Below are 23,277 nucleotides of genomic sequence, written 5' to 3'. Positions count from 1 at the left end.
TTAGAGCAGTGCTGAGAGAAATATTCCCGTATGTGACGCAGCCACTTTTGCCACCTGTTCCGGTCTTCCTTCCGCGATGATTTGTCCGCCTGCTGCTCCGCCTTCGGGTCCTAAATCGATGACCCAGTCGGCTGATTTGATCACATCCAGATTGTGCTCCACGACGACCAGGGTGTTGCCTGCGTTGACCAGCTTGTGTAGGACGGCGAGGAGTTTCTTTACATCTTCGAAATGCAGGCCGGTCGTCGGCTCGTCCATGATGTAGAGGAGATCTTTTGCCGACCCATCTTTCAGCTCCGCGGCGATTTTGAGCCGCTGGGCTTCGCCGCCGGAGAGCGTCGTGGCGGACTGTCCGAGGCGCAGATAGCCGAGGCCGATGGAGGAGAGCAGGTGCAGCCGCTCTTGCAGCTTCGGCGATCCGTTGAAGAATTGCACCGCGTCATCCACCGTCATCGCCAGGACCTCTGAAATGGTTTTTCCGCGAAAGCGGATGGCCAGGACCTCCGGCTTAAACCGCTTTCCGTCGCACCCCTCGCAGGGCACGTATAGGTCCTCGAAAAAGTACATCTCCAGCTTTTCCACGCCGGCACCTTCACAGCGCTCGCATCGGCCGCCGGTAGTGTTGAAGGAAAAGTGTCCCGGCGTCAGTCCCTGCCGGAGCGAATCTCGTTCAGAGGCAAAGAGTTGGCGGATTTCGTCGAAGGCTTTCAGATAGGTGATGGGATTGGAGCGGGGCGTGCGGCCGATCGGTTGTTGATCGATGAGGCGCACGCCCTTGAGGTGCTCGATGCCTTTGATGGCTTTGAAGCGTCCCATCGGGAGCGCATCCACACGAAAGGCGCGGGCCAGGGCGCGGTACAACGTGTCTTCGACCAAGGTACTTTTCCCGGATCCGGATACGCCGGTGACACAGATAAACATGCCGAGCGGCAGGCGAACGACGAGATCTTTCAGATTGTGTTCGTTGGCTCCCGCGATGACGAGCACCTTGCCGTTACCGGACCGGCGGGATTTCGGGAGCGGGATGTGCTCCTCTCCACGGAGGTAGCGGGCCGTGAGGGCGCGCTTGTCTTGGATAAAGTCCTTGGCCGGGGCCGCGCAGATGATCTCGCCGCCCCGTTCGCCGGAATGCGGGCCGAGTTCAACGAGATAGTCGGCCGATTCGATCATATGGCGATCGTGCTCCACGACGACGACGGTGTTGCCGACGGCGGCGAGGTCTTTGAGGATGCCGGCGAGTAGATCGGTGTCGCGGGCATGGAGACCGATGGTCGGTTCGTCCAGCACATAGAGAGTGCCGACCAGCCGGGCGCCGAGTTGATTGGCGAGGGAGACGCGCTGGGCTTCCCCGCCGGAGAGCGTCTTCGTTTGCCGCGCCAGCGTGAGATAGCCGAGACCGACCCGCAGCAGGAACCCCAGTTTGGCTTTCAACTGGCGGAGAATATCGGCGGCAATCTCCTGTTCGAACGGCCGCAACGTCAGTGTCTCCATCCAGTCGAGCAGGCCTGCAATTGTCTGGTCAGTGATCTCGTGAATGTCGGTGCCGGCGATCTTCACGAAGCGGGCATCCGGCTTCAATCGGCTGCCGTGACAGGCGGGACATGCCACCGGCGTGCGGTAGCGACTCAAGAGCACGCGCACATGCAGCTTGTAGCGTTTCCCTTCCATGTACTCAAAGAAGTTGTTGATGCCGTCAAAGGAATCGTCACCTTCCCACAGCAGCGTCTGGGTCGCTTTCGGGAGGCTGCGGAACGGGGCCGTCACGTCGATGCCCTTCCGTTTCATCGCCAGGAGCATCTGTTTTTCCCACCAGTCCGTTCCCGGTTTGCTCCAGGGCTCGATGACGCCTTCGGCGAGCGATTTGCCGTGGTCTGGAATGACGAGGTCCGGATCGTAACGGAGGACGTTGCCGAAGCCTTTGCATTCGGGACAGGCGCCGAGAGGATGGTTGAAGGAAAAGAGGATCGGCCTGAGCAGTTCAAAGGTTCGGCCGCATTGCTGGCAGAGAAAGTTGGTGCTGAAAGAGTGAACGCCGTGACCGATCACCTCGACCGCACAGCGGCCTTCCCCCTCGCGGAAGGCGGTCTCGATCGCTTCGACGAGGCGGGTTCGATTGTCCGCCCGGATCACAAGCCGGTCGAGCACGACATGCAGTGATGTTTCTGTGTGGAGCGGCGGATGGGTGGCCTCAAGCAGATCAAGGATCTCATTCCCGGCTTTGAGGCGGGTAAATCCACGAGTCAGGAGGGATTGAAGGAATGCGGATTCCAACTTGGCGGTGGGGGAGGCCACGGCGAAGAGGATCATCGCGCGTGAGTCTGAAAAACGTTCGAGCAACTCGGTGGCCACCGTATCGGGATGGAATGAGCGGGCTTCCTGGTGACAGTCAGGACAGACGGGCTTGCCAATCTTGGCGAAGAGCAGCCGGAGCAGGTCCGCTATTTCCGTGGTGGTGCCGACGGTCGAACGGGCGGTGCGCACCTGGTTTTTCTGTTCGATGGCGATCGCCGGTCGCACGTTGAGGATGCGGTCCACGTCGGGACGCGCCACCTTGTCGATGAACATGCGGGCGTAAGTCGAGAGGGATTCCACATAGCGCCATTGGCCTTCGGCGAAGAGCGTGTCGAAGGCCAGGGACGATTTGCCTGAACCGGACAGACCGGTGATGGCTGTGACCTGATTATGTGGGATACGGAGTGAGATATTCTTGAGATTATTCTGCCGCGCACCCTCGACGATGAGATCGGTAGATGGAGGTTTGGGCAGAGGGGTGATGTCCACGACGCGCGCTCCAGTCATGGTAAAGGGAAGATCCTAGCAGTCGGTCCTCTCTGCTTCAACAGGGAACGGGGAAAGGCTTGGCGATCACGTTCAATAGTGAGAGGATGGGGGCATCCACCGGGAGGGACGCATGACTCTGACGACGACACCGAGCATTGAAGGTAAGCGCGCGGTCAAATATCTGGGGCTCGTCAGCGGGGACGCCATTCTTGGCGCGAACATCTTCCGCGATTTCTTTGCATCGATTCGCGATATTGTCGGCGGCCGGTCGGCCTCCTACGAAGCTGAGTTGCGAAAGGCCAAGGATATTGCCATTGGCGAAATGCGCGACCAGGCTAGGAACCTCGGTGCCAATGCCATTGTCGGGATCGATATCGACTACGAAACGATCGGCGCCAGCAGCAGTATGCTCATGGTGAGTGCGAGTGGGACGGCGGTAGTCGTCGAATAGCAGGCAGCCCATGGCACTACTGTCGAATACAGAATATCTTGGCTTGGGCCGTCAGATCGCGCGGCTGCTGGGCTCCAGTCTCGAAGGGGCTTCTGCGGACGCTCTTCGCGAACTCGCGCTGGCCTACGATCCCTCCGCCAATGATGCCCGGATCAGCGCCGAGGTCTTTCTCTTCCACAAGTTCCTGCTCATGCAAGCCTGTGTCGGCGTCTTTCCTGAGTCCCATGTCGAGCATGTGGTCGGCGGGTTCTTCGCTGCGTTGAACGAAAAGATGAACGGCTTGGAGCTCGGCTCGGATCGGCAGCAGGCCATGGAGCAGATGTGGCAACTCCGCGCCGGGCAATTCGAGCAGCCGTTCTCAAACGATCGCGCCGAGTTTCTCGATGCCAGCCCGGATGCTTCCCACTGGAAACAGACCATCTCGCGTTTTTGTCAGAACGTGAAAGAGATCGCCAACCCGCCCGATATCTGGACCGGCAGCAACAGTCCCTCCCAGGAAGCCAGCCGCACCGTTACCCACGCCCTCAATCAGATGATCTCGACCCTCAACGAAATGAACCGGCTGCATTTCCCTGCTTCTGTCTAACGCCGGTACTTCACCCTTTCCGCATGTTGTCTGCCGAGCTGTGATAGATCTGTCGTCAGTTCCTGCCTATAATCGTTTCAGCTCGCTTCATGTGGCATAGGTGACTATGGATCTCTCTGCGTATCTTGATCGCATTGACTATCGGGGCGACTCTGCAGCATCACACGACACGTTGTGTACGCTTCATCTTGCGCATGTATTCGCGGTGCCGTTTGAGAATCTGGACGGCTATCGGGGCGTGCCGGTGTCCCTGGAGCCTGCCGATCTGTTCGCCAAGATCGTGACCGCGCGTCGCGGCGGGTACTGTTTTGAGTTGAATGGTCTCTTCAGTCTGCTCCTGGAGGCCATGGGGTTTGAGGTTACGAGGCTGATCGCGCGGGTGCGGTATGGGGCGAAGCCGCCTTATCCGCGCAGCCATCAGGTCCTACTAGTCAGAGTCGGCGGGGAGCCCTGGTTGGTCGATGTCGGTTTTGGTGGAAACGGATTGCTTGAGCCAATCCCGCTGGCCGTGGGGCATGAAGCCGGGCAGTTGGAGGAACGGTTTCGTCTCCTCTCAGGAGAATCGGGAGAGTATCTGTTGCAGGCATGGATTCATGGTGAGTGGGATAGTCTCTATTCTTTCTCGACTCAGCCGTGTCAGCCGGTCGATTATCAATACGCGAACTATTTCCATTCCCATTCCAGGGACTCGCTGTTCATGCAGCGGCGGGTCTGTACGATTCCGACGAGAGAGGGACGTACAACCTTGGTCGATCAGAGTTTAAGTATCCGGCGAAACGGAAAGAACGAGAAATCAGTGGTCGAGAGTGATGCCGCATACGCCCATGTGCTTCACGAGCACTTTGGCATCGTCCTGCCGTAAGCCCTCCGGATCCTACCGGATGATCAATCGCACCAAGCCTACGCAACTCATATAGAGCGTGAGGGAGCCGACCATCGCCGGCCAGAAGCCGAAGCGCGGGACGCCGACGATCATGGACACGACATAGACCGTCCAGGGCGGCACGAACCACAGCAGATTCTTTGCGTAGCTGACGATGGCGTCGTTGCCGCCGTTCAGATAGATCAGGATGAACGTGGCGCCGGTGATGGCGGGGAAGGTGCTGGCGAAGGCTGCGAGAAATGATCGGCCCTGCGCACCAAGGTACGTCGACACACTGACGATGGTGCCGCCTAAGAGAAAATAGAGTACATACCTGCCCCAGTCGTTCACGGATCGTTCCTCCTGCGATAGCTTGCTCTCGATTGCCTCGCACCCTGTGCAGCGATTCTACCCAAGTGCCATTCGCACCGTACTATACATCACCATAACTTCGACGGCATGCGCGATGATGGAGATATAGAGGTTGTTGGTTTTGAGCCGCACGGCCCCCCACAGGAGACCATCCCAGATCGCGATCCAGTGCAAGTGTTGGAAGGTCGTGACCATGAAGGGGTCGAAGGAAAATGCGACGGCGCTGGTGATGAGGGCCAGAGGCGAGAGGCGCCGGGTAAGGGGGGATTGCCACAGCGGAGATTCGAGCACGGCGAGGCGTCCGAGGAGAAAACCCCGGAAGTTGATTTCGACAAAGACGGCAATACAGAGGATGAGCCAGGGCAGCATGAGAGCGAGAGGGATGCGGGCATGGGGGGTGTCCTTAAGAAACATGATGTCGAAGCCCATGGCGGGAACGGCCTTGAGAATCATGACGGTGTTAAGGCAACCGAGGCCGAGGCCGATCACGAGACCCCACGAGAGGCCGGACCTCAATCCTTGCGGGTGCAGACCGAGAAGCGGAAGCACTGGGCGGTTGTGTGTCGTCCATAAGACGAGCGCGAGATAGGCCAGGACCTGCGGCGAGAATTGGACGAGCGTCCGGTCCTGTAGTGACGGGGGGAGGAGATAATAGACGATGGTCGCGGCGATCGGGAGCAGCGCCAGGGCTGCTCCTCGTTCGTTGGCCTGAACCGTGGTCGCTTGTTCGCTCGGTTCAGGCGTCGGCATACGGAACTATTGGAGTTGCAGATTATACCGATCCAGCGTGGTGGCCTTGTGCCGCGCCAGATTGGAAAGCGACTTGTTGTAATCGACGACCGACCGGAGTTCATTACCTTGGGCGGTGGCGAGGTCGCGCTGGAAGTCGAGGACGAAGCGGGTGGTGCTCAAGCCGACCTTTAGCCGCTCCTGCTCGGCCTGCAACTGCTTTTCCGCCATGATGCGGGCGGAGCGGGTGGTCTCGATTCGCTTGAAATCGGTCTGCACGCGGCGGACGGCTTCCCGCACACCCACGATGATTTGCTGGCGCACGCTTACCAGGGAGGCTTCGGCATTTTTGAATTCGAGCTGGCGCTTGTTATAGGTGCTGACCGCCGAGCGATTCCCGAGCGGATAGCTCAAGACGAGCCCTGCGCCAAAATTGTAAAAGTCGCCGCTGAGATTTTTGCTGACGGAATCGCCGTAGTCTTTGCCCAGTCCGGCCATACCCATCGTGCCTTGAAATGACAGGGTGGGTAGCAACTGATTGCGGGCAAACTGTTTATTGAGTTCACCTGACTCGAGATTTTTCTTGGCCTGGACGATTTCCGGACGCTGTTCGATGGCGGTATCGATGGCTTCCTGCAAGCTGAGGGGTTCGAGCACCACAACCGGCGCATCGGTCGGTGTCAGGCGCACGTCCTGCCGCAGCTCATCTTCGCCGGGATTGAGCAGCCGGCGCAATTGATCTTCCTGGTCGCGGATGGATTTTTCCGCCACCAGCACCTGTTCTACTCGTGACGCGACGGCGGCTTCGGCCTGCAGGACATCGACGATCGACATGACGCCGGCTTTCGTTTTGGCGCGGTTAGTCGCCAGCAATTCTTCCGCGGCCTTGAGGGCCGCCTGGGCGACCTTCATGTTTTCGTTCGCAAAGACCAGTTCCCAGTAGGTTTGTTCGACGGTGGCGAGGACGGTCAGGACGCGATCCCGGAAGACATGCTGTTCGACGTCGGCGTTATTCTGCGCGACTTTGATGAAGGTCTTGGTCACGTCGATGCCCGCGTTGCGCAGCAAGGGCTGGGTCAACGTGAGGGCGAGGCCGCCGGTGTAGGCCGGATTGAACAGGAATCCGGTGGCCAGGTTTTGGTTCACGTTGGTACGAGCAGGGCTGTAGTTCAAATCGACGTTACCGCCGGTAATGAGATTCTGCGTGGCATCGACGGTGACGGAACTGTTGCGTTGATCGAAAGTCTGAATGTCTGTCAGGGCGCCGCCGGTGCCGCCGAAGACCGGCCGGTTGAGCGGAGAGACCTGGCGGTTGTATTGACCGTTCACGCTGAAGGTCGGATCGAACTTGGCCTGCTCGACGGTAATATCGAAGATCCGGCTCTCTTTCGTTTGGCGGCTGATGGAGATATCCAGGTTACTTTGTAATGCCCGTACGGCGGCGTCGGGCAGGGAAATAGTGTCGCGCCGTTCCGCCGGGGTTGTTGTCTTGGCGGGACCTTGGCTCCAGCAGGGGCTGGTTATCAGAAATATGAGCATGATGGCGATACCGCTGCTCCATCTGGGCATGCCGGAAACGAGACGAGTGTCGGGCCTCATGAATCCTCCTTGATCGACAGACTGAACGGGCTCATATTATACTGATGGCCTGGAGATTGTCATGGCTCAACATATTCGACCGGTCAGGATTATGATGCAACGGTTGCTCACGGGTGCACTTGTCGCGGCAGCTCTGAGCGGAGGGGCTATGCTCATCGACTGCGCACCGGCTTCGGCGCAGACGGTCTCCGGCGTGCGGTCGTTCGATGGCGGGGTGGGGCCGCTCTTCAATCTCACCGGGCCCGGGAATCTCTATCTCGACGGGCAGGGAACTCAAGGTTATTTGTACCAGCCAGGTGGCAATATGCAGACGTATAGTTTTCGGAACCCGACGACGGGTCAGGCCTGGAGCGGTGCGGTGATGACCTTCGGTCCGCAACTGTCGATCGGCCTGATTCAGGGCGCCAACCAGAGCGGATCCCCGCTGGTCTTGCCCGGCCCTCCCAGACAAACAGGTCCGCTGCCTTCGATTTCTTCGACGTTGCTCGACGAAATTCCGTAACAGGATCCTGAGAAAGCCCGTCAGCGTCGTTCCCGCGGCGCTCAGAGGCTTAACGTACAGAACTTAGTACGATTCGCCGCTTCGCTTGCTTCGGCCTTGCTGAACAGTCTTTTTGAGCATCCCGCAATTTCATCTTCACGGTTCGTTCGCCAGTTGCCACGCCAACGACAGGACGTAGCGCGCGGTTGTCATGAGCACGTCGGGATCGATAGTGTCGGTTGTATCGGTCGGCTGATGATAGTGGGGATGGACCCCGCCGCTGACGACGGTAATGGTTGGTACGCCGGCTTCTTTAAACGGGACGTGGTCGCCGCCGGGGAAGAATCCAAATACATCAAGCTTGGATGCGAGACCAACTGGCTCCCCCGCCTGCTGCGCCACAACTTTCTCGAGCCCTGTCACGCCGACCGTCAATCGTCCGTTGCCGATCCCGGCATGGTCGATATTGATCATGGCCTTGGTTGAGGCGAGGGGGACGATTGGGCGGGTGACGTAGAGGCGCGAGCCGAGCAGGTCGCGCTCTTCGCCGCTGAAGGAGACAAAGAGGATCGTGCGCTGCGGGCGCATGCCTGATTTTGTTAGGGCGCGGGCCACTTCCAACATCACGGCGGTGCCTGACGCGTTGTCGTCGGCACCGGGGAAGAGCAATCCGGCCGGCCGGCCGAAGTGATCGCGATGGGCGCCGATGATGATCGCGTCCGGTCCGGTGCCGGAGAGCAGGCCGATCACGTTCGTCAGGAGCCCTTCCTGGGTCACGGCGTTCCAGCGGAGCGCGGCGTAGTGATCTGTTTGCACTGCGCGGGCCGAAGCATCCTTATTGAGCTGTTCCTGAAGATGTCGAAGGCGGTTTGCGTCGCTCGGCGTGGCAAGGACCTGCTCTGCGAGTGCCGTGCTGATCCATGTGCCGGGGATGGCGTGATCGGGAGGGAGTTGCCCGTAGAACGCGCTGGGTCTTCCCGTCACACCGCGTCGAGTGTCATAGGAATTGAGAATCGGTCCTGTCGCGGTCAGGTAGGCGAGGGCACCGCGGTCTCGTGCGAATCGAACCTTGTCGGCATGGCTGACGGGTTTCGGGTAGTGATCCGGTTTGCCGCGCAGGAAGAGGACGATGCGATTGGCGACATCCACGCCGGCATAGTCATCGATGCCGCGCGCGGGATCGACGATCCCATAGCCCACGAACACGATTTGGCCTTGGACATTAGCCGAGGGGGAATCGAAGACGGGAAGATAGTCGGCGCCGATTTGCGTCGTCACTAGTTGATCGGCTGTGCCAAGGTGGACTGTCGGGTCTGTTTCGATGTGTGGCGCGGGAATGATGGCGGCCATGACGCCAAGGGCGCTTCCTTCTTTGCCGCTGGCCATCGGAATCATCAGCTGACCGTTGAAGAGGCTGGGGAAACGCATGCCGGCTACGCGAAGGGCTTCCCACACCCAGAGTCCTGATTGCAGATCATCCGGTGTGGCGGCTTGCCGTCCGTTGAATGCGGGCGCGCTCAATGCTTGAATGTCGGCCAGCATCCGTTCGGTTGAGAGGGTGTTCAGGGAAGTTTGAAGCCCTGTGTCGGATGGCTGCGCCGGCACTGGTTCGGCATGGATCAGGCCCAAGATCATGACGCACAGGGCCATGCGGCAGGTGGCAAGAAATGCTATGGTCAGGCTGCTTGTCATCTCGGTGCCCCGTTCTGTCGTGCTTCCGACGAAGATGATAGCACAGGGGGCCAAGCGGGTTGCACCGTGGGGGCGAGCCAGGTACTATTCGTCACGGAGAATGTTGATACGCACCATGACGCAGGCCGATTCGTTTCCCAACCGTCTCATCACTGAATCCAGCCCCTATCTCAGGCAGCATGCGCTGAATCCTGTCGACTGGTATGCCTGGGGACCGGAGGCATTGGCGAAGGCCAAGGCTGAAGATAAGCCGATCCTCCTGTCGATCGGCTACTCGGCCTGCCACTGGTGCCATGTCATGTCTCACGAGTGTTTCGAGAATCGTGAGATTGCGGCCGTGCTCAATGAATACTTTGTGAGCGTGAAGGTGGATCGGGAAGAGCGCCCTGATCTCGATGATATTTATCAGAAGGCCGCGCAGGTATTTCTTGGGCGGGGAGGCGGCTGGCCGCTGACGATGTTCCTCACGCCGGATCAGGAGCCGTTTTACGGCGGGACCTACTTCCCTCCGGTGTCGCGACATAATTTGCCGGGGTTCCCGCAAGTCTTGCAGGGTGTGCTGGACGCCTATCGGAATCATCGGGATGACGTGGAGAAAAATGTCGAGCGGGTCAAGGCCGGTTTGGCTCGGGTGAGTTTACATCAGCCGTCTCAGGAGCCGCTGACGGACGCGTTGCTGGTCGACGGGGTCAAGGATCTTGGGCTGTTTTTCGATCCGGTCAACGGCGGATTCGGAGAAGGGCCGAAATTCCCCACGGTGCCCCCGCTCAGCCTGTTGTTGCGCCACACCTATCGCTCGAAGGACGTGACGGCTCAAGAGAAGGTCTTGCTGCAGTTGCGAAAGATGGCGGCCGGCGGGATCTACGATCATCTCGGCGGCGGGTTCCACCGGTATTCAGTCGATGGGCAGTGGCTCATCCCGCATTTCGAAAAGATGCTCTATGACAATGCACAATTGGTTCGCATCTATCTCGATGGCTGGCGGCTGACGAAAGAGGCGCGGTTCCGCCAGGTGGTCGAAGAGACGCTCGAATGGACGCGTCGGGAACTGGCGCATGCGGACGGAGCCTTTTTCGCTGCGCAGGACGCCGATAGTGAAGGTGAGGAAGGCCGGTTCTTTGTCTGGGACCAGGCGGAAATTCTGGCCGTGCTTGGACAGGAGTTGGGCGAGATGTTCTGCCGCGCTTATGGCGTAACGGACGGCGGCAATTTCGAAGGGAAGACGGTCTTGAATCGGCTGGGAGATGCGGGATTGTCCGCTGAGGCTCAGGAGCAGCTCGAAGCGACCCTGCGCCCGGCCAGGAAGAAACTGTTGGCTGCCCGCGAGCAGCGAGTGAAGCCCCAACGGGATGAGAATATTCTCACGAGCTGGAATGCTCTCGCGGTCTCGGCCTTTCTTGATGCGTATCAGACCTTCGGGACTCCGTGGTACTTGTCGGCAGCCGAGCAGGCCCTGACGTTCCTGATCGACTACGCGATTGCCGAGGGTCGCGTGTCCCGCACGGTCGCGGGCGGAAGCGGCCGGATTGCCGGCTATCTTGATGACTATACCTATCTGGCGGCGGCGTTACTCGATGCCTTCGAGACGACGTCACATAGCTGGTATTTGGAACAGGCTCAGGTCGTGGCGGATGGTATGCTGACGCACTTCTGGGACGAAGGCCTTGGCGGGTTCTTTTTCACGGCCAAGGACCACGAGGTTCTCATCCATCGGATGAAGTCCGGCACGGATAGCGCGATGCCGTCCGGCAATGCGGTGGCGGTGCAGGTGCTGATTCGCCTCTTTTCTTTGACGGGGGAACGGACGTATTATGATCGCGCCGAACTAACCCTCCGGGTGTTTTCCCAGTTGATGGATCAGAATGCCTATGGGGCGTCCGGGCTTCTCTGCGGGTTGGATTTGTCCTTATCCAAGCCGAAAGAAGTGGTAATCGTCGGGGCGCGGGGCAATCCGCAGACGGAATCGCTCTTGGCCACTTTGCATCAGCGGTATGTGCCGAACAAGATTCTCCTGGTCATTGACGAGGCACGACGGGGAAAAGAGGGCGAGCTACCTTTGGCGGCGGGGAAGGTGAGCGTGAACGGGCAGGCGACCGCGTATGTCTGCCAGCAGTTCACCTGCTCGGCGCCGGTGACGGAGAGCGCTCAATTGGAATCGCTTTTGTAGAAAGGAGTGCCTGTGGCTGGCGGCGAATCTGGACAGGGCCTGTACGAGCACCTCTATAAGCGATTTTTCGAAAACCGCGGCGATCATCAGGGGTATGATTTTCAGCATGCTCCAGGCGGTAGCTCGGCCCCTCCGTCCGTGACGTTTGCCCAGAAGCTTCGATGGTGGACGTGGGATCGTTGGCAGCGGCGGAAGCGGATTTTGGCCGAGCGGGATCGGTTGCAGCGAGATATTGTAAGCATGCGGCGGAACTCTGAGACGGGTTCGAAGCCATAGCTGGTGGCTCAGAAATGATCAAGCGGGAGGTTCTCAGGACCATGCGTGTGATAGCTCAGAACATTCGAGCAACGCTGTCGCTCAGTCTCTGTGTGGCGGTGGTTCTCTTGGTGGGGGTTGCGCCGGTGTCGGCGGTCCCTCGTGAGAACCATGAGGAGAAGGAAGCGAATCTGAAGCAGCAGGCGACCGGCGGCCTCTTCCATAAGTGGACATTCGACAAGGATGCAACCAAAAGCATCCCTGGAGGTTTTGTTCCGCTGTCCTCTGGGGCTGGGGTCTCGGCGAGCTGGTCGGTAGAAACCGATGACACAGCCCCGTCCGCTCCGAATGTGGTGATGGGGACGTCTGCCTGCGAGGATAGCACCTGCTTCCGGCTGCTGATCGCGCAGGGACTTGAATATGAGTATCCGGATCTCACGATGCGTATTCGGTCAGCCGATGGAGTGGACGGTGTGGGCGGATTTGTGTTTGCCTTGCGGGATGCACAAAACTTTTATGCGGCTCTCGTCGAGTTTGGAGCAAAGCGCGCACAGGTCATCCGTGTGATTGAGGGAGTGGTCACGATATTGGGTCAGACAGCCGTGACGCTGAAACCCATCGATTGGCACAGTCTTCGGGTTCAGCGGAACACGATTGTCAGCAAAGATTTTATCGAGGCATTTGTCGACGGAGTATTGGTGCTCTCGGTAGAGGATCAGATGCTGGGGACCGGTCAAGTCGGCGTGGTGATGCAAGGGAAAACATCCTGGTTTTTCGACACGTTGCATGCAGTGCCCCTGTTCTCTCATCGGCCACTTTCTTCACCGGCCGCCTATTAAACGGGATATCGCTATGAGCCAATTGATTCTCTGCTTGCCTTTTCTCAGTTTGCTGGAGTAGCATCGCCTTGCTTGATTGCGAGAGGCCTGGCAATCAAGCATTGAATGTGACAAGGCCTGAATCGATGTTGTTATGGTTGTGCCCGGGAATTTGATCGGAAGCCAGAGCTAAGCCGCCGCTGTGTTGACGTCTTCGGCCCATTCCTTCCTTCCTCCGTTCTCGAGTCCAACACAACACCATTTTCTCAAAGGAGGAACCCCATGGGTTCGAAGATTTACGTCGGTGGATTGCCCTACTCAACAACCGAGCAACAGCTGAGCGATTTGTTCGCTGTGCACGGAGCCGTGACGTCGTCACGCATCATCACGGACAAGTTCACGGGCCAGTCCCGTGGATTCGGTTTCGTGGAGATGTCGGGGGATAGCGAAGCGCAGGCGGCGATTACCGCGTTGAACGGCACCCAGCTCGGCGGCCGGACATTGACTGTGAATGAAGCCCGGCCTCAAGAGCCCCGTTCCGGTGGCGGCGGCGGTGGTGGGCGTGGCGGATTTGGTGGTGGTGGCGGCGGTCGGTACTAAACCGGTCACGACCTCTTAGTACATGAAAGGGCTGCCGGAAATTCCGGCAGCCCTTTTTTATTCCTCGCTCCCTGCGCCGGTCGTGCAGATACGGTGTCTTTGATAAGATGACCGCCGGAGGTCCCTGTGCCGCAGTTCAAGCTCGAAGCCCCGTTTCATCCCTGTGGTCATCAGCCCGAGGCGATTGCCAAGCTGACAACCGGCGTTCGTGCCGGCATAAAGCATCAAGCCCTTCTCGGAGTGACCGGATCGGGTAAGACTTTTACGATGGCGAACCTGATCGAGCAGGTTCAGAAGCCGACGCTCGTGCTTGTGCATAACAAGACCTTGGCCGGGCAGTTGTACCAGGAGTTCAAACAGTTTTTCCCGCAGAACGCCGTCGAGTACTTCATCAGTTACTACGACTACTACCAGCCGGAAGCCTATCTTCCCCAGACGGATACCTACATTGCCAAGGATGCGTCGATCAACGACGCGATCGATCAGATGCGCCACTCGGCGACCCGGTCCTTGTTAGAGCGGAACGACGTCATCATCGTCTCGTCGGTCTCGTGCATTTACGGCCTGGGTTCGCCGGAGATCTACCATGGCATGCTGTTGTATCTCGAAGTGGGGATGGAAATTCGGCGCGAGAAGATTCTGGCGAAGCTTGTCGAAATTCAATATGCGCGGAATGATGTCGATTTTCATCGCGGGACGTTCCGTGCGCGCGGGGATGTCATTGAAATATTCCCGGCTGCCAGCGATGCAGTTTCGGTTCGAATCGAACTGTTCGGCGACGTGATCGATGCGATCCACGAGATCGATCCGCTGACCGGGAAATCGCTGGGCAAATTACCCAAAGTGCCGATCTATCCCAATACCCACTATTTGATTGCGCCGGATCGGTACGAGCGAGCGATCACCGGGATTGAGGAAGAGCTCGATGAGCGCGTCCTCTATTTTCAGAAGCACAAGCAGCTGGTCGAGGCGCAGCGCATCGCGCAGCGGACGAAGTTCGACCTCGAAATGATCCGCGCCATGGGGTACTGCCACGGCATCGAAAACTATTCGCGCCATCTGAGCGGCCGGGCGCCTGGTGAGGCTCCTCCGACGCTCATCGACTACTTCCCCAAAGACTTTCTCATGATCATCGATGAGTCGCATGCCACGGTTTCACAGGTGGGCGGGATGTATGCGGGAGACTATTCACGGAAGCGGACGCTGGTGGACTACGGGTTTCGCCTGCCCTCCGCCATCGATAACCGGCCGCTCAAGTTCGAGGAGTTCGAACGGATCCTGAACCAGGTGGTCTATGTGTCGGCGACGCTGGGGAACTACGAGCTGGAGCATGCGGCGGGTGCGGTGGTCGAACAGATTATTCGGCCGACCGGGTTGATGGATCCCAGCATTGAGGTGCAACCGGCAAAGGGACAAGTGGATCATCTCCTAGGAGAGGTGAGAAAAGAAGTAGCCAAAGGCGGTCGCGTATTAGTGACGACTCTCACAAAGCGGATGGCGGAAGATCTCAGCGAGTATTATCACGAGTTGGGGTTGAAGGTGCGGTACCTTCACTCCGATATCAAAACGCTTGAGCGGGCTGAGATCATCCGCGACTTGCGCCGCGGGGTGTTCGACGTGCTGGTGGGGATCAATCTCCTGCGGGAAGGGCTGGATCTACCCGAGGTGACGCTGGTGGCTATTCTTGATGCAGACAAGGAGGGCTATCTGCGATCCTATCGGTCTCTGATCCAAACGGCCGGGCGTGCGGCAAGAAATGTTGAAGGGCGCGTGGTGTTTTATGGTGATATCATCACAGCGTCGATGAAAGTCGCCATGGCAGAGACGACTCGCCGGCGTCTGATCCAGGCTGAGTATAACTCGGCCCATGGGATTACCCCGGCTAGTATTAAGAAAGAGATTCCTGCGTTGGAGTATGCGGTAGCCGAGCTGGATTATGTCCAGCTGGATTTGGCGGCCGAGACCATGGAGCCCTACGGCAAGGACGAAACCGTGGGGCAGGTGATTCTTCGGTTGGAAGGCGAGATGAAGGCGGCAGCCAAGGAGCTGGCGTTTGAGCGTGCAGCAGAATTGCGCAATCAGATCAGGGCATTGAGGCTGAAGGATTTGGATCTGAAGGCTTAAACGTGCTTGTACAGGTAGACTCCGATAAACATGCCAAGGATGCTCAGTAAGTTCACCTTGATACTGAATCCGATCGTGAACTTGATGAGCACCAGGTCGATCGTGAGGGGAGGACTGATTCCGGGGGTGAAATGCGTGGAGAAGATGCTCTGAATGTTACCCTGCGGGGCCATCACATGCAGAATTTCTCCAAGAATTCCGCCGAGTAGCCCGCCTATGAGTACGAAAATGAGAAGAACCCAGGGTGACTTTCTCACGCGCTGTGTACGCTCCCTGATGTAGATCCAATCGAAGTCGACTGAGGGCACCATATCGGATGGTGTCGGGTCTGTCAACAAATCCGATGGCTTCGGATATCTTGACTTCGCCGGACCGGTTTCTATACACTCCCCGATGCTCTTTCTTTAGGTTTTACGAGGCAATCGGAGAACTTGATTGAGACTTCGGTTGCCTTTTTCTTTGGGGCCCCATGCTGGATGCGCTGAGCGATAAGTTCGAGAAAATCCTGAAGAAGCTTCGTGGGCAAGGCGTGCTTACGGAGCAGAATATCGGCGAAGCCTTGAAGGAAGTCCGGCTGGCGTTGCTCGAAGCCGATGTGAACTTCAAGATCGTCAAGGATTTCATCGAACGGGTTCGCGTCAAAGCGGTCGGGCAGGAAGTGCTGCAAAGCCTGACGCCTGGTCATCAGGTCGTTAAGGTGGTGTGGGATGAGCTTTGTGACATGATGGGCCGTGAGAAGGCGGGTTTGGCCCTCCATTCTCAACCGCCCACCGTGGTGATGATGGTCGGGTTGCAAGGCGCTGGAAAAACGACGACCTGCGGGAAGCTGGCCCGGCTTTTCAAGGGCCAGGGGAAGCGGGTGCTCTTAGTCGCTGCGGACCCGCGTCGACCCGCGGCGGGCGATCAGCTCAGCAGTCTTGGCCGTGATCTTGGAATTGATGTTCATCGCGTCGACCATGCGCAGGCCACTCAGTCGGACGTCGTGCGGATCTGCCAGGCCGGGGTCGAGCGTGGACGCGAGCAGGGATTTGACCTGGTCGTCCTTGATACCGGCGGTCGCCTGCACATTGATGACGGGTTGATGGGAGAGCTGGTTGCCGTGAAGACGGCGGTGACGCCGCATGAAATCCTGCTGGTGGCCGATGCGATGACGGGGCAGGATGCCGTTACGATGGCCACCCAGTTCGATCAGAAGGTGGGTCTCACCGGGGTGATCCTCACGAAGGTCGAAGGTGATGCTCGTGGTGGAGCGGTCTTATCCATCCGTGCAGTCACCGGTAAGCCGATTAAGTTTCTCGGTGTGGGCGAAAAACTGGATGCCCTGGAAGTCTTTCATCCCGATCGGATGGCTTCCCGAATCCTCGGGATGGGCGACGTCCTTTCGCTGATCGAAAAGGCGCAAGCCACGTTTACGCAAGAACAGGCCGAAGAGGCGCAGCAGCGCCTGACCAGTAATAGCTTTACGCTTGAGGATTTTCGCAAGCAGATGGCTCAGATGAACAAGCTGGGCTCGCTGGAGCAGATTCTCGGCATGTTGCCGGGCGGACAGAAGTTGAAGAGTGTGATCGAGGGGGATAAGCCGGAGCGCGAGATGAAGCGGGTCACGGCGATGATCGACTCGATGACGACCCGTGAGCGGCGTGACCATACCATCATCAACGGCAGCCGGAAGAAGCGGATTGCTCGCGGTAGCGGCGCGAGTGTGCAGGACGTGAATCGCCTGATCAAGCAATTCTTGTCGGCGAAGAAATTGGCAAAGGCCATGACGGGGACAGGGGGGCGGCGCCAATTGGCCCAACTCATGCGCTCCATGTAGCGAGATTTATTCATTCACCGTGTTGGACGGTTTTTCAAAGGAGGGCAGTCGTGGCAGTTCATCTCAGATTGGCTCGGACAGGCAGACATAAGCGGCCGATGTATCGTTTGGTAGCGGCGGATTCCCGGAAGGCCCGCGACGGGCGGTTCCTGGAAATTCTCGGCATTTTCGATCCGCTCAAGGAACAGGGTCTTCCGGATGTGAAGCAGGACCGGGTGTTGACCTGGTTGCATCATGGAGCCCAGCCTTCGGTGACCGTGCGGACCTTGTTGCGCCGGTCCGGTCTCTGGAAGCAGTTTGAAGCAGAGAAAGCGGCGAAGAAGAAGGCCTAGCGACCATGGTGGCCGAACCGGTCGAGCTGGTAACAGTAGGACGGATCGAACGATCGTTCGGCGTCAGAGGCGAGGTGAAAGTTCGTTCGCTCAGCGACGTGCCCGGTCGATTGGAGTCATTGGGAGCGGTGAGTCTCCTGGCGACTAGTGGCAAGACTTGGGACACGCGGGTGACGCAGGTTCGTCCTGCGGGGCAGGGGTATATCCTTGCATTTGAAGGATTGACATCTCCCGAGGAGGCCGGGCAATGGCGTGGCGGGTTGATTCAAATCCCGAAAGGGAGTGCGCCCCCGTTGCCGCAGGGACAGTATTATGAATGCGATCTCATCGGTTTGCGCGTGCAGGATGAACAGGGGAACGGTATTGGGACGTTGACCGACATCTGGGAATTAACCGGCAATCATGTGTTTGTGGTGCAGGACGGGAGCAAGGAAACGCTCATCCCCGCAGCGCGAGATTTGGTTGTGGCCGTTGATTTACAGCAGCGGGTGATGACCGTACACATGATCGAAGGGTTGGGAGCGTGACGTGTTGCGCATCGACGTTCTGACATTGTTCCCCGAAATGATTCTGCAGGCGGTGGGGCATAGCATGCTCAAACGCGCGCAAGAGAAGGGATTGCTGGCCATCCAGGCGCATAATCTTCGTGACTACACGCTGGATCGCCACAAGGTTGCAGACGATGTTCCCTATGGCGGCGGTGCGGGGATGGTTATGAAGGCGGAGCCGATCCTGCGCGCGGTGGATGCGTTGCGTGCCAGCGCCCAATCCACCGGTGAAGAGATTCGGTTGATGTTTCCTTCGCCCCAGGGGCGAATCTTCACGCAGGACTATGCGAAAGACCTGGCCGCCGAGCCTTGCCGGATCGTCATTCTCTGCGGGCACTATGAAGGAGTTGATGAGCGGGTTCGCGAGGCGCTCCAGCCGGAAGAGGTTTCGGTCGGCGACTATATTTTGACCGGAGGCGAATTGCCGGCTTTGGTTTTGATTGACGCCGCCACTCGATTGGTGCCGGGCGTGCTGGGTGACCCGGAGTCCGTGGTCGAAGAGTCTTTTTCGGATTCACTCCTGGAATACCCGCACTACACCAGGCCTGCCGACGTGCGAGGCATGGGGGTTCCCGAGGTGCTGCTCTCTGGGCATCATGAAGCCATTCGTCTCTGGCGCAGGAAGCAGGCCTTGCGCAGCACCTATGCGCGGCGTCCGGACCTCATCCGGGATCGCAGTTTGAGTCGTGAAGATCAACGGTTATTGAGTGAGATTATTAGCGAGGGCGTTGTCTCGACGCCCGTTTGATGGAAGGAAAGGGAGAGCATCATGAATCGGTTAGAACGTCTTCAGCAGTCATTCACCAAAGCCACGCCGCCTAAGTTTGAAGTGGGCGATACCGTGCGGGTCCATGTGAAAGTCGTGGAGGGTGAAAAGGAACGCATTCAGGTCTACGAGGGAGCGGTGATCGCTCGTAAAGGAGCCTTGAATACGGAAACATTTACCGTCCGCAAGGTCTCCTACGGCGTCGGGGTCGAGCGAATTTTCCCGGTGCACTCGCCGATCGTGACCAAGGTGGATGTGGTGCGTCAGGGCCGTGTGCGTCGCGCCAAGCTCTACTATCTTCGGTCCAAGAAGGGCAAGTTCGCCAAGGTTGAAGAACGCGAGTTTGTGGGTGAGGGGAAAGCGGCGGCAGCGGCAAAAGCGGCGGCAGCCAAGGCCTAAGGGCCTGATCGGGTGGCCGTCATTCAGCCGCACCCGTACCTCTGAGTCGGTCTCGCAAGTCGGAGGACATGCCGGTTGGGACCTACCGAGGAATTTGAGCAAGAGGCCCGGCGGTGCGGGTATCGCCGCATCGCCGGCGTCGACGAAGCCGGTCGAGGTCCCCTGGCTGGCCCGGTCGTCGCCGCGGCCGTGATTCTTCCCGTTCGTTGTCGCCTGATCGGGGCGGACGACTCCAAGCAACTATCCGTATCAGAGCGCGATCGGCTGTATGCCGAGATTATGGATCGGGCCGTCTCGGTCGGCGTCGGGTCATCGACGGCGGAAGAGATCGACCGGATCAATATCCTCGAAGCGACTAAGCTGGCGATGCGTCGGGCGCTTGCCGAAATCTCGCCCGCTCCTGATTACGTGTTGATCGATGCCGTGTCCCTTGCAGGGATGGCGATGCCCATTCGTCCGATCATCAAGGGCGACGCCCTGTCGTTGTCCATCGCGGCTGCGTCGATTGTGGCCAAAGTCACGCGGGATCGGTTGATGATTCAGTTCCATGAGGCCTACCCGCAGTATAATTTCCTGTCTCATAAAGGGTACGGCACAGAGGAACATTTGGCTCGTCTGGCTGAGTACGGCCCATCCCCGATCCATCGACGAACCTTTGCGCCTGTGTCGGCGGTGTTGAATGCGCCTGCCTGTGGGGCATTGCAACCATGAGGGCGGAGACGATGCGTGATCCTCGCCACCAATTCGGTCAGGACAGTGAAGCAAGCGCCGAGCAGTTTTTACGCCGGAAGGGCTATGCGATTCTGGAACGGAATCTTCGGACCACAATCGGCGAGCTTGATCTGGTCGCCGATGATCACGGTGTGTTGGTGTTTGTTGAAGTCAAAGCACGAACCACCGGAGCGTTTGGCGGTGCGCTCCTGGCGGTAGATCGGCGGAAACAAGCCAAGTTGATCCGGTTGGCAGGACAGTATCTGGCCCAGCGCCATTTGAGCGATCGAGTTTGTCGATTCGATGTCATCTTAGTGCAGGGGGATGCGGAGTCCTCCTTTCAGATCGAGCATATCGAGCATGCGTTTGAGGTATCGGATCAAGCGGGCTGGTAGCAGTATTCTGTAGATAAGTATGATGGATGCGATGATTCAACTGATTCACGTCTCGAAAACATATGATCGCCGCCCGGCGCTCTCCGATCTCACGCTCGATATCGAGAAAGGGGAGTTTGTCTTATTGATGGGGCCGAGCGGGGCCGGGAAGTCGACCTTGTTGCGCATGTTGATTGCGGCCGAGAATCCTGACGAAGGGCAAATCTTTGTTCAGGGAAAGAATGTCACGAAGTTGAAAAAATCGGAGATTCCCTTCCTTCGCCGAAAGGTTGGGACGGTGTTTCAGGATTTTCGTCTGTTGTCGAAGAAGTCGGTCTTTGAAAATGTCGCCTTGCCGTTGATTGTGCAGGGGGCGTCGTCGGTCGATATTCGTCGAAAGGTGACGGAGGCATTGCGGGCGGTCGGAGTCGACCACAAGAAGGATCAGTTTCCAACCAGCCTGTCCGCCGGTGAGCAACAGCGCGTCTGCATTGCCCGGGCGATTGTGAATGGGCCGATCGTGCTGCTTGCCGATGAGCCGACGGGCAATCTGGATCCCGAGCGGACGGCAGAAATTATTGAGCTGTTTAAGCTCATCAATGCGCGAGGCACGACCGTCATTGTTGCGACCCATGACCCTCAAGTTATGGCGCAGATCAACCGTCGTGTGATTGTCCTTCAGGAAGGCGTCATGGTTCCGGCTCCCGCTCATGCCGTACAGGTGGGCGTATGAGACGATTGTTCTATCTGCTCCGTGAAGCCTGGGCCAATATGCGAGCGAACCGCACAACGACCGTCGTGGCGATTTTGACGACGGCCTTTACGCTGTCCTGTGTCGGGATCTTTCTGCTGCTTTACGTGAATCTGCGGAGCGCCGCAGGCTGGCTCCAAGAAGACATCAAAATCATGGTCTATCTGGATGACCAGCTTACCCGGGAAGCCGTAATTGAGCTGGAAGGTCGATTGAAGGCGGATCGGATGGTGGCGGCCGCGGTATTTATTTCAAAGGAACAGGCCTTGGGTGAGTTTCGCGCCCAGTTTCCAGCCGATTCCCATCTGCTGGAAGGATTGGGACAAAACCCGCTCCCGGCTTCGTTCGTGGTGACGCTGGCTTCGCAATTTCGATCCCCCGATGCGGTGAAGCGGTGGACGGAGCGGGTCCGCACGATAGGGGGGGTGGCGAAGGTCGATTACAATCAAGAATGGATTGATGCGTTGGCAGGGCTCATTCGGTATATCGAGCTGATCGCCATCGGTGTCGGGGTAATTCTCTCGACCGCCGCAGTGACGATTATCGGCAATACCATCAGGCTGACACTGTTTTCACGGCGGGAGGAAGTGGAGATCTTACGGCTGATCGGCGCCACCCGGTGGTTCATCCGCATTCCGTATCTGCTCGAAGGCGCGGTGCTGGGCGCCTGCGGAAGTGCGTTGTCACTACTGATTCTAAAAGGTGGATTCGAGCTGTTTCGTCAACAGATCAGTTCAACCGGCCGATTGAGCGGCATCGAAAACATGATTACCTTTTTCCCTCTCTCCGTCTGTCTGGCGCTGGTTTTGGTCGGGATCGGTCTTGGGTTTGCCGGCAGTTTCGTGTCGCTCCGGCGGTTTGGAGACGGGCGGGCATGAGGGGCGCACACATACTTACATTGGCCGGTTGTCTGGTCCTGTGTGTCGGTGCGACGAGTTCTGCCAGGGCGGCGGGCGATCCGATTTCTGAAAAAATTGAGCGTGAACGGAAGACGCTGGAACAGCTGAAAGATAAAATCGAGGAGAAACGAAAACGGGCGGACGAAGCGGAGAAAAAACGGGAGTCCGTGCTCCAGGGGATTCAAACGCTTGATGAGCGATTGGTGCGGACCCGCCAGGAACATCAGGAGATCAACAAGAAGCTTCGGAAAAAGGATCGTGAGATCGACTCGATCACCGAACAGCTCGGGGCGATACGTGGCAGCATCCAGGAGCGTCGCGAGGCCATTCTGGCTCGGCTCCGAGTGCAATATATGGAGGGGCGGGCCGGCTATGTGAAGACATTGTTATCGGCGGACTCCTATGGTGATTTTCAACGGCGATTGCAATATCTCTCGGCGGTGTCTCAAAAAGATTTTGAGTTGATGGGGACGTTTCGAGCCGATGTCGGACGGATGGAGCAGGCGGAGCGGCAACGGGCGGAAGCTCGCGCTGGAATGTTGGCGTACAAGGAGGCGACAGAGAAAAAGCTTTCCGACATCCGCTCGCTGCAGAAGGAGAAGAAGGTCTATTTCACCAAGATCACGCAGGAGAAAGATTCGTTCAGCCGGGCGGCCGAAGAGCTTGAACGGTCTGCCTCTCGGGTTGATAGCCTCCTGCATGAATTGGAGACGCGCCGGAAGGCCATGGCAATGCGGCCGCCGACCGCGCCGGCGGTTCCGCGCGGAGCCAAGGGCGCGTTGCCCTGGCCGGCAGATGGGCAGGTCGTGTCGTTCTTCGGCCGGCAAAAACATCCGACGTTCAATACCTATGTGCAACGGAAGGGTATCGAAATCAGAACGGTGGAGGGCAGTTTTATCCATTCCGTCATGCCGGGCACCGTGGTCTATGCCGACTGGTTGAAAGGGTATGGACTGGTTATAATCATGGATCATACGAACGGATTTTTCTCGCTCTATGCCCACGCCTCGAGGATTTTGGCAAAAGTCGGGGAACGTGTCACGGAAGGGCAGGCGATCGGAGAAACCGGAGATACGGGCATGATCGGCGAAAATACATTATACTTTGAATTACGTGAAGGGTCCGATGCCGTGGACCCGATGCTGTGGTTGGCCAAGCGATAGA

Annotated in this window: 25 protein-coding genes; 19 read left to right on the top strand and 6 right to left on the bottom strand. The window is 58.2% G+C overall.

Annotated features, from left to right (window positions below):
• Positions 1-2,799: an excinuclease ABC subunit UvrA gene (gene uvrA, locus Q7U39_04935; protein MDO9117282.1), complete on the bottom strand. Its 2,799-nt coding sequence runs from the start codon at positions 2,797-2,799 to the stop codon at positions 1-3.
• A 112-nt stretch (positions 2,800-2,911) separates the two neighbouring features.
• On the opposite strand from uvrA, the gene Q7U39_04930 reads away from it, so the two are divergent.
• From Q7U39_04930 to Q7U39_04920, 3 genes are all read left to right on the top strand, one after another.
• Entirely contained in the window at positions 2,912-3,232 is a 321-nt protein-coding gene (locus tag Q7U39_04930) for a heavy metal-binding domain-containing protein (GenBank protein ID MDO9117281.1), read from the top strand.
• Positions 3,233-3,242: 10 nt separating this feature from the next.
• Positions 3,243-3,818 carry a hypothetical protein gene (locus Q7U39_04925; GenBank protein ID MDO9117280.1) on the top strand — a complete coding sequence of 192 codons (576 nt, stop codon included), beginning with the start codon at positions 3,243-3,245 and terminating at the stop codon, positions 3,816-3,818.
• A 106-nt stretch (positions 3,819-3,924) separates the two neighbouring features.
• Complete coding sequence (locus tag Q7U39_04920; GenBank protein ID MDO9117279.1) at positions 3,925-4,680, top strand: arylamine N-acetyltransferase; 756 nt, start codon at positions 3,925-3,927, stop codon at positions 4,678-4,680.
• 12 nt (positions 4,681-4,692) lie between these two features.
• Here the strand turns inward: Q7U39_04920 and Q7U39_04915 are convergent, their stop codons facing one another.
• The 3 genes from Q7U39_04915 to Q7U39_04905 are packed head-to-tail and all read right to left on the bottom strand — an operon-like array spanning position 4,693 to position 7,380.
• Positions 4,693-5,031, bottom strand: a complete 339-nt coding sequence (locus Q7U39_04915) for a DUF3147 domain-containing protein (protein ID MDO9117278.1) — start codon at positions 5,029-5,031, stop codon at positions 4,693-4,695.
• 57 nt (positions 5,032-5,088) lie between these two features.
• Positions 5,089-5,802 (bottom strand): CPBP family intramembrane metalloprotease, encoded by a 714-nt coding sequence (locus Q7U39_04910; protein ID MDO9117277.1) that lies wholly within the window; start codon positions 5,800-5,802, stop codon positions 5,089-5,091.
• Between the two features lie 6 nt (positions 5,803-5,808).
• A complete protein-coding gene (locus Q7U39_04905; GenBank protein ID MDO9117276.1) occupies positions 5,809-7,380 on the bottom strand; it encodes a TolC family protein in 1,572 nt (523 codons plus the stop codon).
• A gap of 61 nt (positions 7,381-7,441) precedes the next feature.
• Between Q7U39_04905 and Q7U39_04900 the strand changes: the two genes are divergently transcribed.
• Positions 7,442-7,882: a hypothetical protein gene (locus Q7U39_04900; protein MDO9117275.1), complete on the top strand. Its 441-nt coding sequence runs from the start codon at positions 7,442-7,444 to the stop codon at positions 7,880-7,882.
• A gap of 135 nt (positions 7,883-8,017) precedes the next feature.
• Here Q7U39_04900 and Q7U39_04895 read toward each other — a convergent pair whose 3' ends face one another.
• The gene (locus Q7U39_04895) at positions 8,018-9,553 is read right to left on the bottom strand and encodes a M20/M25/M40 family metallo-hydrolase (protein ID MDO9117274.1); all 1,536 of its coding nucleotides are present in this window, start codon (positions 9,551-9,553) and stop codon (positions 8,018-8,020) included.
• Positions 9,554-9,653: 100 nt separating this feature from the next.
• On the opposite strand from Q7U39_04895, the gene Q7U39_04890 reads away from it, so the two are divergent.
• The 5 genes from Q7U39_04890 to uvrB all read left to right on the top strand — a co-directional run bounded on the left by Q7U39_04890 (position 9,654) and on the right by uvrB (position 15,517).
• A complete protein-coding gene (locus tag Q7U39_04890; GenBank protein ID MDO9117273.1) occupies positions 9,654-11,720 on the top strand; it encodes a thioredoxin domain-containing protein in 2,067 nt (688 codons plus the stop codon).
• A gap of 12 nt (positions 11,721-11,732) precedes the next feature.
• A complete protein-coding gene (locus Q7U39_04885) occupies positions 11,733-11,996 on the top strand; it encodes a hypothetical protein (GenBank protein ID MDO9117272.1) in 264 nt (87 codons plus the stop codon).
• A gap of 41 nt (positions 11,997-12,037) precedes the next feature.
• Positions 12,038-12,814, top strand: a complete 777-nt coding sequence (locus Q7U39_04880) for a hypothetical protein (GenBank protein ID MDO9117271.1) — start codon at positions 12,038-12,040, stop codon at positions 12,812-12,814.
• A 261-nt stretch (positions 12,815-13,075) separates the two neighbouring features.
• Positions 13,076-13,393: an RNA-binding protein gene (locus tag Q7U39_04875; protein ID MDO9117270.1), complete on the top strand. Its 318-nt coding sequence runs from the start codon at positions 13,076-13,078 to the stop codon at positions 13,391-13,393.
• Positions 13,394-13,519: 126 nt separating this feature from the next.
• Complete coding sequence (uvrB, locus tag Q7U39_04870; protein MDO9117269.1) at positions 13,520-15,517, top strand: excinuclease ABC subunit UvrB; 1,998 nt, start codon at positions 13,520-13,522, stop codon at positions 15,515-15,517.
• On the opposite strand, the gene Q7U39_04865 is transcribed toward uvrB, so the two are convergent.
• Entirely contained in the window at positions 15,514-15,774 is a 261-nt protein-coding gene (locus tag Q7U39_04865) for a DUF4321 domain-containing protein (protein MDO9117268.1), read from the bottom strand. The two genes, uvrB and Q7U39_04865, sit on opposite strands and share 4 nt — an antisense overlap.
• Before the next feature lie 212 nt (positions 15,775-15,986).
• On the opposite strand from Q7U39_04865, the gene ffh reads away from it, so the two are divergent.
• The 10 genes from ffh (at position 15,987) to Q7U39_04815 (ending at position 23,276) form a co-directional block, all read left to right on the top strand.
• Positions 15,987-17,333, top strand: coding sequence for a signal recognition particle protein (gene ffh / locus Q7U39_04860; protein MDO9117267.1), 1,347 nt, complete (start codon positions 15,987-15,989; stop codon positions 17,331-17,333).
• A gap of 50 nt (positions 17,334-17,383) precedes the next feature.
• Entirely contained in the window at positions 17,384-17,665 is a 282-nt protein-coding gene (gene rpsP / locus Q7U39_04855) for a 30S ribosomal protein S16 (GenBank protein ID MDO9117266.1), read from the top strand.
• A 5-nt stretch (positions 17,666-17,670) separates the two neighbouring features.
• Complete coding sequence (rimM, locus tag Q7U39_04850) at positions 17,671-18,192, top strand: ribosome maturation factor RimM (protein ID MDO9117265.1); 522 nt, start codon at positions 17,671-17,673, stop codon at positions 18,190-18,192.
• 1 nt (position 18,193) lies between these two features.
• Positions 18,194-18,961 carry a tRNA (guanosine(37)-N1)-methyltransferase TrmD gene (gene trmD / locus Q7U39_04845; GenBank protein ID MDO9117264.1) on the top strand — a complete coding sequence of 256 codons (768 nt, stop codon included), beginning with the start codon at positions 18,194-18,196 and terminating at the stop codon, positions 18,959-18,961.
• Positions 18,962-18,982: 21 nt separating this feature from the next.
• Positions 18,983-19,378 (top strand): 50S ribosomal protein L19, encoded by a 396-nt coding sequence (gene rplS, locus Q7U39_04840; GenBank protein ID MDO9117263.1) that lies wholly within the window; start codon positions 18,983-18,985, stop codon positions 19,376-19,378.
• A 75-nt stretch (positions 19,379-19,453) separates the two neighbouring features.
• Positions 19,454-20,089 (top strand): ribonuclease HII, encoded by a 636-nt coding sequence (locus Q7U39_04835; protein MDO9117262.1) that lies wholly within the window; start codon positions 19,454-19,456, stop codon positions 20,087-20,089.
• 11 nt (positions 20,090-20,100) lie between these two features.
• On the top strand, positions 20,101-20,484 hold the full coding sequence (locus Q7U39_04830) for a YraN family protein (protein MDO9117261.1): 384 nt from the start codon (positions 20,101-20,103) through the stop codon (positions 20,482-20,484).
• Between the two features lie 31 nt (positions 20,485-20,515).
• Positions 20,516-21,196 carry a cell division ATP-binding protein FtsE gene (ftsE, locus tag Q7U39_04825; GenBank protein ID MDO9117260.1) on the top strand — a complete coding sequence of 227 codons (681 nt, stop codon included), beginning with the start codon at positions 20,516-20,518 and terminating at the stop codon, positions 21,194-21,196.
• On the top strand, positions 21,193-22,092 hold the full coding sequence (ftsX, locus tag Q7U39_04820) for a permease-like cell division protein FtsX (protein MDO9117259.1): 900 nt from the start codon (positions 21,193-21,195) through the stop codon (positions 22,090-22,092). Before ftsE ends, ftsX begins: the two co-directional genes overlap by 4 nt.
• Positions 22,089-23,276: a peptidoglycan DD-metalloendopeptidase family protein gene (locus Q7U39_04815; GenBank protein MDO9117258.1), complete on the top strand. Its 1,188-nt coding sequence runs from the start codon at positions 22,089-22,091 to the stop codon at positions 23,274-23,276. The genes ftsX and Q7U39_04815 overlap by 4 nt, the downstream gene beginning before the upstream one ends.
• Position 23,277: the final 1 nt, after the last annotated feature.

Source organism: Nitrospira sp., from assembly GCA_030653545.1.
Lineage (GTDB): Bacteria > Nitrospirota > Nitrospiria > Nitrospirales > Nitrospiraceae > Nitrospira_D.
The sequence above is the reverse complement of the archived record's forward strand: the minus strand, read 5'-3'. Positions and strand labels throughout refer to the sequence as shown.

Coding starts and splice junctions, on each gene's coding strand:
- uvrA (MDO9117282.1), bottom strand. CDS start 2,799: ATGACTGGAGCGCGCGTCGTGGACATCACCCCTCTGCCCAAACCTCCA.
- Q7U39_04930 (MDO9117281.1), top strand. CDS start 2,912: ATGACTCTGACGACGACACCGAGCATTGAAGGTAAGCGCGCGGTCAAA.
- Q7U39_04925 (MDO9117280.1), top strand. CDS start 3,243: ATGGCACTACTGTCGAATACAGAATATCTTGGCTTGGGCCGTCAGATC.
- Q7U39_04920 (MDO9117279.1), top strand. CDS start 3,925: ATGGATCTCTCTGCGTATCTTGATCGCATTGACTATCGGGGCGACTCT.
- Q7U39_04910 (MDO9117277.1), bottom strand. CDS start 5,802: ATGCCGACGCCTGAACCGAGCGAACAAGCGACCACGGTTCAGGCCAAC.
- Q7U39_04905 (MDO9117276.1), bottom strand. CDS start 7,380: ATGAGGCCCGACACTCGTCTCGTTTCCGGCATGCCCAGATGGAGCAGC.
- Q7U39_04900 (MDO9117275.1), top strand. CDS start 7,442: ATGGCTCAACATATTCGACCGGTCAGGATTATGATGCAACGGTTGCTC.
- Q7U39_04895 (MDO9117274.1), bottom strand. CDS start 9,553: ATGACAAGCAGCCTGACCATAGCATTTCTTGCCACCTGCCGCATGGCC.
- Q7U39_04890 (MDO9117273.1), top strand. CDS start 9,654: ATGTTGATACGCACCATGACGCAGGCCGATTCGTTTCCCAACCGTCTC.
- Q7U39_04880 (MDO9117271.1), top strand. CDS start 12,038: ATGCGTGTGATAGCTCAGAACATTCGAGCAACGCTGTCGCTCAGTCTC.
- Q7U39_04875 (MDO9117270.1), top strand. CDS start 13,076: ATGGGTTCGAAGATTTACGTCGGTGGATTGCCCTACTCAACAACCGAG.
- ffh (MDO9117267.1), top strand. CDS start 15,987: ATGCTGGATGCGCTGAGCGATAAGTTCGAGAAAATCCTGAAGAAGCTT.
- rimM (MDO9117265.1), top strand. CDS start 17,671: ATGGTGGCCGAACCGGTCGAGCTGGTAACAGTAGGACGGATCGAACGA.
- rplS (MDO9117263.1), top strand. CDS start 18,983: ATGAATCGGTTAGAACGTCTTCAGCAGTCATTCACCAAAGCCACGCCG.
- Q7U39_04830 (MDO9117261.1), top strand. CDS start 20,101: ATGCGTGATCCTCGCCACCAATTCGGTCAGGACAGTGAAGCAAGCGCC.
- ftsE (MDO9117260.1), top strand. CDS start 20,516: ATGATTCAACTGATTCACGTCTCGAAAACATATGATCGCCGCCCGGCG.
- ftsX (MDO9117259.1), top strand. CDS start 21,193: ATGAGACGATTGTTCTATCTGCTCCGTGAAGCCTGGGCCAATATGCGA.
- Q7U39_04815 (MDO9117258.1), top strand. CDS start 22,089: ATGAGGGGCGCACACATACTTACATTGGCCGGTTGTCTGGTCCTGTGT.